Origin of the sequence: uncultured Gemella sp. (assembly GCF_963529685.1) — a bacterium.
In the GTDB taxonomy this organism is placed as follows: domain Bacteria; phylum Bacillota; class Bacilli; order Staphylococcales; family Gemellaceae; genus Gemella.
Window position 1 is genome coordinate 1 of record NZ_CAUSAI010000055.1, and the last position, 9,377, is coordinate 9,377.

At 28.9% G+C, this 9,377-nt stretch carries 11 protein-coding genes; 2 read left to right on the forward strand and 9 right to left on the reverse strand.

Going from position 1 to position 9,377, the window contains the following annotated elements:
* Positions 1–411: 411 nt before the first annotated feature.
* The 6 genes from RWS90_RS07205 to RWS90_RS07230 all read right to left on the reverse strand — a co-directional run bounded on the left by RWS90_RS07205 (position 412) and on the right by RWS90_RS07230 (position 5,427).
* Complete coding sequence (locus tag RWS90_RS07205) at positions 412–1,641, reverse strand: HAMP domain-containing sensor histidine kinase (protein WP_314550028.1); 1,230 nt, start codon at positions 1,639–1,641, stop codon at positions 412–414.
* Positions 1,634–2,311 carry a response regulator transcription factor gene (locus RWS90_RS07210; RefSeq protein WP_314550029.1) on the reverse strand — a complete coding sequence of 226 codons (678 nt, stop codon included), beginning with the start codon at positions 2,309–2,311 and terminating at the stop codon, positions 1,634–1,636. The genes RWS90_RS07205 and RWS90_RS07210 overlap by 8 nt, the downstream gene beginning before the upstream one ends.
* Positions 2,312–2,646: 335 nt before the next feature.
* Positions 2,647–2,790, reverse strand: a complete 144-nt coding sequence (locus RWS90_RS07215; protein ID WP_314550030.1) for a methyltransferase — start codon at positions 2,788–2,790, stop codon at positions 2,647–2,649.
* A 27-nt stretch (positions 2,791–2,817) separates the two neighbouring features.
* Positions 2,818–3,399, reverse strand: coding sequence for a methyltransferase domain-containing protein (locus tag RWS90_RS07220; protein WP_314550032.1), 582 nt, complete (start codon positions 3,397–3,399; stop codon positions 2,818–2,820).
* Positions 3,400–3,500: 101 nt separating this feature from the next.
* On the reverse strand, positions 3,501–4,586 hold the full coding sequence (locus tag RWS90_RS07225; RefSeq protein WP_314550033.1) for a GTP-binding protein: 1,086 nt from the start codon (positions 4,584–4,586) through the stop codon (positions 3,501–3,503).
* Between the two features lie 28 nt (positions 4,587–4,614).
* Positions 4,615–5,427, reverse strand: a complete 813-nt coding sequence (locus tag RWS90_RS07230; protein ID WP_314550034.1) for an MIP/aquaporin family protein — start codon at positions 5,425–5,427, stop codon at positions 4,615–4,617.
* A gap of 501 nt (positions 5,428–5,928) precedes the next feature.
* On the opposite strand from RWS90_RS07230, the gene relB reads away from it, so the two are divergent.
* Both relB and RWS90_RS07240 read left to right on the forward strand, forming a co-directional pair.
* Complete coding sequence (gene relB / locus RWS90_RS07235) at positions 5,929–6,153, forward strand: type II toxin-antitoxin system RelB family antitoxin (protein ID WP_314550037.1); 225 nt, start codon at positions 5,929–5,931, stop codon at positions 6,151–6,153.
* Positions 6,153–6,416, forward strand: coding sequence for a type II toxin-antitoxin system RelE/ParE family toxin (locus RWS90_RS07240; protein ID WP_314550039.1), 264 nt, complete (start codon positions 6,153–6,155; stop codon positions 6,414–6,416). Before relB ends, RWS90_RS07240 begins: the two co-directional genes overlap by 1 nt.
* Before the next feature lie 535 nt (positions 6,417–6,951).
* Here RWS90_RS07240 and RWS90_RS07245 read toward each other — a convergent pair.
* The 3 genes from RWS90_RS07245 to RWS90_RS07255 all read right to left on the reverse strand — a co-directional run.
* Positions 6,952–7,101, reverse strand: a complete 150-nt coding sequence (locus tag RWS90_RS07245; protein WP_314550041.1) for a hypothetical protein — start codon at positions 7,099–7,101, stop codon at positions 6,952–6,954.
* 693 nt (positions 7,102–7,794) lie between these two features.
* On the reverse strand, positions 7,795–8,733 hold the full coding sequence (locus tag RWS90_RS07250; RefSeq protein WP_314550043.1) for a carbohydrate kinase: 939 nt from the start codon (positions 8,731–8,733) through the stop codon (positions 7,795–7,797).
* Between the two features lies 1 nt (position 8,734).
* Positions 8,735–9,377, reverse strand: a 643-nt coding sequence (locus tag RWS90_RS07255) for a GH32 C-terminal domain-containing protein (RefSeq protein WP_314550045.1), incomplete at its 5' end; no start/stop codon positions are given.

A 9,377-nucleotide genomic window follows, 5' to 3' on the forward strand; every position in this document is an offset into this window, starting at 1 on the left:
TAGCAATCCATGCTAAAACTTTTTCTACTGTTCTTTTGAATGGTTTCATAATAAAACCCCTCCTCCTATAAAATTAAAGGATTTCCCTTTTACTAATTATAACATAAAACGTTCTCATAATATATAATAAATTACCTGAGTTAGCAAATTTTATACCTGAAATAATATTCTTTTAAGTACACTAATTAGAGAGTTTATTATCTACACTTGTATCTTCATGTAATTTTTTATTTCTATCAAGGGAACTGATTCAAAAGTCCTAAAATTTAACAAAGTTCATATGAGAACTCGCAGATGCAATTGTTTATTGATATCTAAATTCTCTCTATAAAAGCTTTTTGAATATCTAATAAACTTTGTGGGATTGATTTGATAAAATCAATTTTGTCAAATCACTCCCACTACTTCTAATTAATATCTTTCATCAAGCGTAAAACGCAATTCAATTTTAAAAATTCCATCTTCAGGCGCATACGCTTTAATAATTTCTTTGTGTTTTTCTGTAATAAGCTTTGCCATAGAAAGTCCTATACCATAACCTTTTACAGCACTATTTCTAGATTCATCTAGACGATAAAATCTGTCAAAAACCTTACTTAAATCACCTTTTTCGACATCTGCCTTATTAGAAACCGTAAGAAAAGCGAGTTTTTTATTTCTCTTAAGCTTAACTAGAATATCTCCCTCGACCGGAGCATACTTAATAGCATTTTCTAAAAGGATATCCATAAGTTGAATTATCGATGCTTGTTCTCCATAATAACTAATATTTTCGTCAATATCTGTAATTAAATATCTTTTTTGAAAATCTGCTAACTCGCTGAAATCTTCGATTCTTGATTTCAACGCATCTGATAAATTAAAACGCGCTCGTTCAACAGTATCTTTTTCTTCCATTCTACTAAATACTACCAAGCTATTTACTAAGCTTGTTAGACGATCTACTTGATTGTGAATATTATTTGTCCACTTAGAATCTCCATTTTCCATTTCTAATACATCTGCGTTTGAACTAATAATAGCTAATGGTGTCTTTAATTCATGGCTGGCATCTGTTATGAATTGCTTTTGTTTTGTATAACTTTGCTGTATTGGCGCTATAACTCTTTTTGAAACCATAATAATTAACAACAATACAGAAACTATAACGATTATAGAAATCAGTATACTATTTTGAGCGAATGATTCATACGAATCTATTTCGCGTTGACAGTTTAAAAACAGAATTAAGTTTCCTACCTCTGTCTTAACTTTTAAATACCTATAACTATCTATAAAACCGCTATCCTCATCTTTCTCCAAAGCTTGAATAACCTTGTTTTGTAAGGCAGTCTGATCTGGTACTAATGTATCGTCACGATATGCCTTTATTATTTTGCCAAAATTATCGACCTTAGCAATAGAAAAACCATTATAATCTGTCGGACTAGATGAGTTTTTCGTAATTACCAAATCATCTCCATCTTCTGAGAAGATTCTTGTTAAAGCTTGCGATTTAGAAGCATCTAACAGTGTTGTATCTATTCTTTCTTCAAGTTTATTAAAATTAATAATATTCAAGGCAACTGCTAAAACGATTATTACTGCAGCTACACTACCTACCGATGTTATTATGAATTTTCTCCTAAGACTTTTAAACATCTAACATCTCCAAACTATATCCTACATTCCTTGTAGCTTTGATATGAATATTAGCATCTAATGCTTTTAATTTTTTCCTTAAATACGAAATATTAACCCACACTACGTTAATTTCAGATTCGCTATCATATCCCCAAACTCTTTCCAAAAATTGTTCAGTTTGAATTACGTTTCCTGGATTTCTCATTAATAATTCCATCATTTGATATTCCTTATTAGATAATCTTACCTTATCTTTTTCTGTTGATAATTCAAATGTGTGTTTACTTAAAGTTACATTTCCCATTTCTAATACATTACTAGTAAATGAAGCTTGCCTTCTTGTCATAGAACGTACTCTAGCTAATAATTCTTTAGTAACAAATGGTTTTGTTAAATAATCATCAGCTCCACTATCTAAACCATTTACCTTATCTTCAACTTCCGATTTAGCTGTAAGTAATAATATAGGGGTATTTTTTTTATTTTCTCTTAATTTTTTTACAACCGTTATTCCGTCCATTTGTGGCATCATGACATCAAGAATAGCTCCATCATATTCATCTAACATTAAATAATCTAATGCATCTTGCCCATTATTTACCACATCAACTGAGTAATTATTATGTTTTAGCATCGCTTCTAAAGCATCGACTAAGTCTTTTTCATCATCGGCTAATAATAATCTCATCGCCTGTCACTCCTAACTATATTTTTGTATTGCTTTTCGAATATAAGTCTATTATATATCCGTTAATTAAAATTAAGTTTAAACCTTTTTTATTTTTCTAAATATTTTTTATGAGAGTGACGCAAAAATCGTGGATTTCTAAGAAACAATGTTTTGTCGAGTCATCCCCATCTATTAAATAAAAAACAATATTCATTATAATATCTTTTATTGATTTTGTTTAATATGTTTATTATTTTGTTAAATTATTAATTATACTGCATTTGTTTATATTTTACTTTATTTTGTCTATACATGTCAAAATAAATGACTAACACTTTGTTAGAGTAAAATATTTACTTTCTCCCTATTAGCAAGCCGCTTTGAATGTAGTCTTTCATCCCTTTTCCATAACCCCATTTTTCTGCATATTCGTCCGTTACATCAGAATTAATGATTTGGAACTTAGTAAATCCTGCTTTTTTAATTATTTCTACCATATCTTCTTCCAGAAGAGCGCCTGCCACTCAAGTACAGTGCATCTTTCTAGAATTTTTCCATTCTAATGGCAAATCTTTTTTCAAGATAATATCCGAGATTACAAACATACCATCTTCTTTTAAAATACGATAGATTTCATCGTACACTTTTTGCTTATCTGGTTCTAGATTAATTACACAGTTACTAATAACTCTATCAACAGTTTCATTTTCTAAAGGAATATTAATTAATTCACCTTTAATAAATTCAATATTATCGAACTTCTTATTATCACGAACTTTTCTTGCTTTTTCTAACATAGAATCCAATCTATCCAAACCGTAAAGTGTACCCACTTTTGGATTTTTCATCTTTGTAATGAAAATATCCATACCTGCTCCACATCCTAAGTCGATTAAAGATTGTCCTTCCTTAATTTTCAAGTAGTTAATTGGATTTCCGCAAGAAAGTCCCATATTAATTTCATCAGGAAATTCATTAATAATTTTTTCATCATATCCTAACGATTTACTTAGTTGTTTTGGATCAATTTTCGTCTTCTGTTTGTTTTTTGAAATATTATCATAAAAATTATCAACTGATAATCTAATTTTAATATTTTTTTGCATTTAATCACCTTCTCTTGATATTAAACAGTTGCTTGAATCAGTTGATTCAAGCAACCCTTTGTCATATTCATTTTATCATAAATAGTTATTTTTTTCTATAATTACAGTTTAACGATTTCTCTGTATCTAAATGTAGGATTTGGACGTCCTGGAATTAAAGCATTTAAAGTTTCTTCTTTATATCCTACTACGTTAAATACGCGTTCAACTTCTTCTTTTACGATTTCAACTAATTTATCTGGATGAACTTCTACACGTGCGTTGACTGTAAGAAACACTTTATCACTAGCATTGTCTAATTTACGTAGTGTTGCCGTTTCTTTCTTACCTACAATATTACCTACTAAACCTTCTTCTTTACCTTGTAAAAGGAATTTTACATGTCCTACATTCAAGTTCAATGAATCAAATCTTTCTCCTAAATTAGCCAAGAATGCTGTCGCTAACGCTTCAAATGATTGTTCTTTATCAATAGCATATGTTCCATTTAACCATCCAAATAACGCTTCTCCATCAGCATATGTATCGTAATCGACTTCTACAATTCTTCTACCCACTTCTTTTTCGCTATTAATAATATATTCAAACCACTCGTCTACTCCTTCACCAGTCTTAACACTAGCCGTTAGAACATTTTCATTATTAAACTCTTTTTTAGTTTGTTCTACTAAACTTGCTAATTCTTCTTCTGATAATAATTCAACTTTGTTTATTAAGATAACATCCGCTTCTTCAAATTGTTTATAAATAATATAATCTCCAGGATTTGAATGATCTTTTAGAACCGCTTTTAGACGAGTTGGATCTGCTAAGGCTGTAAGTTGTTTTAAGTTAACTTGTTCGTTATATTTTTCTTTTAAAGGTTGCATAATAGTTGCTGATAAGTCAGTACAACTTCCTACTGGTTCTGCTAAAATAATATCGCTGTTGTTTGCTTCTTGAAGATGAGAAATAGCATCTGCAAATCCTCCAAAATTACAGCAGAAACAACTTCCACTAACTTCTTCAACGATGTCATTGTTAGTTTCTAAAAACGAAGTATCAACAAGTTCACTCGCTTGGTCATTTGTGATTAATCCTACTTTACGACCTTTTTCATTTAAACGTTTTGCAACTTCCCAAAGAAGACTAGTTTTCCCAGCTCCTAAAAATCCACCTACTAAAATTAAATCTGTTTTATTTGTCATAATTCTTTTCTCCTCTAACTTTATTATATTATTTAGTTAATTCTTTTTGTTTTTTCAATGCTGGTTCTAACACTTTAGTAAACAAGTACCCAGCTAATACTCCACCAACTATAGGTCCCAAAATATAGACCCAGAAAAATCCACCGTTTGAATCAGGAAATGACCAAGAGCCCCAACCAAACATCCACGCTACCAAACGCGGAGCAAAGTCACGTGTAGGATTCATACCTGCTTGTGTTATAGGTGCTAATAAACATAACAACGACCCAACTGTTAAACCTATTTGAATCGGTGCCATATTATCATTTGGTCTACCAACATTCGCCCCTTCTGTAAATAAAAATATAATTAGAACTAATAAAAACGTTCCTAATGCTTCTACAAAAATTGCTAATGGCATAGATATATTATAGCCACCAGGTTGATTATAATACTCTCCGAACATCTTCGCCGTAGCTACTGATTCAAATGTTCCTCGAACTATATTCTTTTTCGCCTCAAACTGAGCTAATGATGCACTATATACAGCATACATTACTAACGATCCTAGAAGCGCTCCGATGAATTGTCCTGCAATATAAGTGGGTAGTCTCTTAGCACTCATTCTTCCTGTAAGAACCATAGCTATCGACACAGCTGGATTAAAATGTGCATTGCTAAGGTTTCTAGTCATATATATACCAAAAGTTACCGCAAATGCCCACAACATTCCTATTTGGAATAAACTTTGATGAGCATCATACAATACCGCAGCCGCCACAGAACCCGTTCCAAAAAGAACTAAAATAAATGAACCTACAACTTCCCCCAAGAAGTCATTTCTTAATGAATATTTCTCCATGAATATCCCCCTATATTTATTTTCTATAAATACATTATAACAGTTTTATAACAATATTTGAATAATTATTTTAAATTTTAATATGTATATACAGTAAGAATCCTAACTTTTATTTTATATTCCATATAGTTTGAAATATAAAATATATGAAAGAATATTAAGCGAAATCTTTATTATCTGTAAACCATAAAGATCTACTAAGAATTTCCGAAAGAAATATTATTATATATTTAATAGATATTACTTCCACAAAACAAAAATAAACGACACAAAAACTAATCAAGTTAAGAAAACAAGATTAGTTTTCTTTATTTTGCTATTAATTTAAATGCTAACAGCTTTCAAGAGATAGAAAGGTATGATTTGCACCAAAATAAAATTAAACTGCTTATACACCGTTTAAATGGCTTAATGTATTTTAGTATGAAATTACTTGAAATAATAATTTGTATATTATATAATTGTAGTACAAACGTAATACAAGAGAGAGGGGCTTTTATTATGAGTACATTAACAATAAGATTAAATGAAGAAGAAAAAACTATTTTTCAAAATGTAGCAGGGCTATATGGCGGAAAACTATCGACAACTATTAAACAATTAGCATTAGAAAAATTAGAAGATGAATACGATTTACAATTAATGAAAGAATATGAAGAACGCAAAGAAAGAAATGAAATAGAATATGTTTCTTTTGAAGATATGAAAGAAGTGTTTGAAATATAATGTATAAAGTTGTTTTTGATAGAAGAATAGAGAAAGATTTAAAGAAACTAGATAAACAAACTAAAAGAACATTATACAACTGGATAGACAAAAATTTAAATGGTTGTATTAACCCTAGAGTAAAAGGAAAAGCACTACTACACGATAAAAAAGGATTTTGGCGTTATCGTATCGGTGATTATAGATTATTAACAGAAATAGAAGATGATAAACTAGTTATAGTGGCGGTTTATTATAAACACCGTAGAGAAGTTTACAATTAATAAGTAAAATCTGAACAAATGTTATTTTATTAGTTTAGAGTTTATTTTTTATACGAGCTATTCGATTTAATTTAAAATATTAGAATGAAATCAAGTGAAGATTGAAAAAATTCTAGTAATTAAGATTAAGTCAAATAGCCCTTTTTTATTATCTTTAAATACAATATTTAATTTATAAGTACTCTAGTACCTTGATACACTTGACTTTTAAAAAATAAACGACACAAAAACTAATCTCATAGAAATTATCTTTTTGTGTCATCAATAAGCATACTTTTTAATTCAAACAAATAGCTTATTTAAACTATTCTGCATTTTTTATCACTGTTATATATGCATCCGTTATATTAAAATCAGATAAGTTATATATCTTCTCTTCTAATGTTATTTTATCATAAACATATAGTTTATCATAGAATAAGAAGTAGTAATTCATTTTATCTTAATTGAAAAATGGTGGTTTATCTTCATTTTTAGGTCTATCATTGAAATATATAATTTTTTGTCTGTTATTTATAGCTATAAAATTATATATTTACTTAACTTTCTCTGTATAATAACCCGCCTTATAACTCGAATAAGCTAGTTCTACCTTATCCATTAGACTTGCTAAAGTTACGATAATTCCTATAACAAGTAATATTGTTACAGATTTTTTATATTTCATCACTATCTTATCATACATATTATTTACCTCTTTCCCTCTTTCTTGCTTCTAATATCCATTCCTTACTAATGTTTCTTCACATAATCTGAAACTAACTTCTATTGTTTCTTGAATATCTAAAGATCTACAATTACTAAAATAATTCTTTCACTTATTTTCATTAACTTATATACACTAAACTCTATTTATTTTCTTAAAATTCATTTATTTCTAAGTTTACACTTTTTATTATAGACTATTTAAATATTTTTTGTTGTTTTTTTTCCTGAATGGTCAATTTTTTTTACTTGAACTGTCACTTTTTTAAATTTTATCTTAAAAAATAAAACTGACTTAAAAACTTTTTTAAAATCAGTTTTACTTTTTATATTATTTCTTCTCATCTCTACTTCATTTCTTACTTTAAATTTATTTCCTATCTTTATATTAACTAGGAATTGTATTTACCAGTTTTATTAATTTCTTTTCATTTTCTAATTATTTAACATTAATTCTATCATAATATCCCATATTTTTCTATCCATAAAAAAGAGAGTGACTCCAAACTAATGATTTCAGAGAAATCAGTTTTGTTAAATCACTCCCACAAAGTTTATTAAATATCTAAAAAGCTTTCATAAAGCGAATTTAGATATCAATAAATCACTGCATATTTGAGTTTTCATATGAACTTTGTTGAATTTTAGGGCTTTTGAGTTAGCTCGTTTATAATTATATTAAACTATTGTACTCTTCTTCTGTTAAGTAACTTGAAATTGCACCTGTTTTTGTAGTTGTTAAACTAGCGTAATTTGTCGCAAAAGTTGCCATATCTGACAGTTCTTCTTCTGTAATATTATTAATATCTTTTTGATTTAATAATTTAGATAAGAATGAACCAGCAAAAGCATCCCCTGCGCCTGTTGTATCAACAGCTTTTATATTTGGTATTTCAGTTACTACTTTGTGATTTTCATAATAAACTTCTGCCCCATGTTCACCTTTTGTATAAAGAACAACTTTCATGTGACTGAAGTCTTTTTTTAACGCTTCTTCGATATTAGCAGTTCCTGTTAAAAATTCTAATTCATTATCAGCAACTTTAATTACATCAACATAAGGTAAGAATTCTTTAATAGTCTCAAGATATACTTTGTGGTCATCCCAAAGGTTAAAGCGCAAATTCACATCAAACGATATTAAAACTCCTGCTTCTTTTGCTTTCTTCAAAAGAAGATGATGACTATCTTTTGATTCTTCTTGAATTGCAATACTTGCAAAATGAATTGCTTCAATTTCCGATAAGTCAACTTTTTCAACATCTTCCTTACTAATTCTTAATGTCGATGAACCTTTAAAGTAAAAACTAAATGAACGATCCCTAGTTTCATCTAAAGAAACAAATGCTAATGGTGTAAAACTATCAGCTTTACGGCTTACATATCTACAGTCTACATTTTCATTTTTTAAAGTATTCTCTAGAAAATCACCAAAACCATCTTGTCCTAATGATGTTAATAAATAACTCTTATGTCCTAGTTTCTGTGCAACACACGCAACGTTGGCTACACAGCCTCCAGCCTCTTTTTTAAATGATTTTACTTTATCGATTGTTCCTACACCTTCTCCGATAAAGTCAATTAGCATCTCTCCTATACATAAAACTGCCATTTTAGTTCTCCTCTCTAATTCCGATTGTTCCAAGTTCTTTTGCTACATAGTTAGTAGCTGAGATTTTCACATTATGATTTTCTGGATAAAATCTTGTCGAAAGTGCAAATGATCCATCATTAGCGAATAATTCAATTGATGAACTATCAAATACTATTTCTACATTTTCTAAATCTAATTTATATTTTCTATCATCTCTACCATAGCCACTATTTCCAAAAGAAACTTTTAATTCTTTATTTTCATAGCTAACTTTAAAATCAGCTACACTAATTTCAAAACTTTCTCCATGTTCCTGTTTATAATACCATGTATTTTTGTTAAAGTCATTAGATTTAATATCGCTACCTAATAAATCTTTTACAGACTTATGTAGCGTTTGTCTAACTTTTCCATCTTTGTAATTTACTACACGTGGCACAGTCAGACAGTTTTGATAACCAAACTTCGTAGTCGGATTTGTATAGCTACTATCTGGTACATACATCCAACCAATTAGTACACGATTATCATCTTCATCTAAAAATGTTTGCGATGCATAAAAATCATGACCATAATCTAATAATGTGAAGTTATCTAATTTATCTATATTTTCAATTCCTTCTTCTACAACAGAATATCCAATTTGATACATATTTTCATAA

Coding starts and splice junctions, on each gene's coding strand:
- RWS90_RS07225 (WP_314550033.1), bottom strand. CDS start 4,586: ATGACAAATAAAACAGATTTAATTTTAGTAGGTGGATTTTTAGGAGCT.
- RWS90_RS07250 (WP_314550043.1), bottom strand. CDS start 8,733: ATGGCAGTTTTATGTATAGGAGAGATGCTAATTGACTTTATCGGAGAA.
- RWS90_RS07245 (WP_314550041.1), bottom strand. CDS start 7,101: ATGTATGATAAGATAGTGATGAAATATAAAAAATCTGTAACAATATTA.
- RWS90_RS07210 (WP_314550029.1), bottom strand. CDS start 2,311: ATGAGATTATTATTAGCCGATGATGAAAAAGACTTAGTCGATGCTTTA.
- RWS90_RS07220 (WP_314550032.1), bottom strand. CDS start 3,399: ATGCAAAAAAATATTAAAATTAGATTATCAGTTGATAATTTTTATGAT.
- RWS90_RS07215 (WP_314550030.1), bottom strand. CDS start 2,790: ATGGTAGAAATAATTAAAAAAGCAGGATTTACTAAGTTCCAAATCATT.
- RWS90_RS07240 (WP_314550039.1), top strand. CDS start 6,153: ATGTATAAAGTTGTTTTTGATAGAAGAATAGAGAAAGATTTAAAGAAA.
- relB (WP_314550037.1), top strand. CDS start 5,929: ATGAGTACATTAACAATAAGATTAAATGAAGAAGAAAAAACTATTTTT.
- RWS90_RS07230 (WP_314550034.1), bottom strand. CDS start 5,427: ATGGAGAAATATTCATTAAGAAATGACTTCTTGGGGGAAGTTGTAGGT.
- RWS90_RS07205 (WP_314550028.1), bottom strand. CDS start 1,641: ATGTTTAAAAGTCTTAGGAGAAAATTCATAATAACATCGGTAGGTAGT.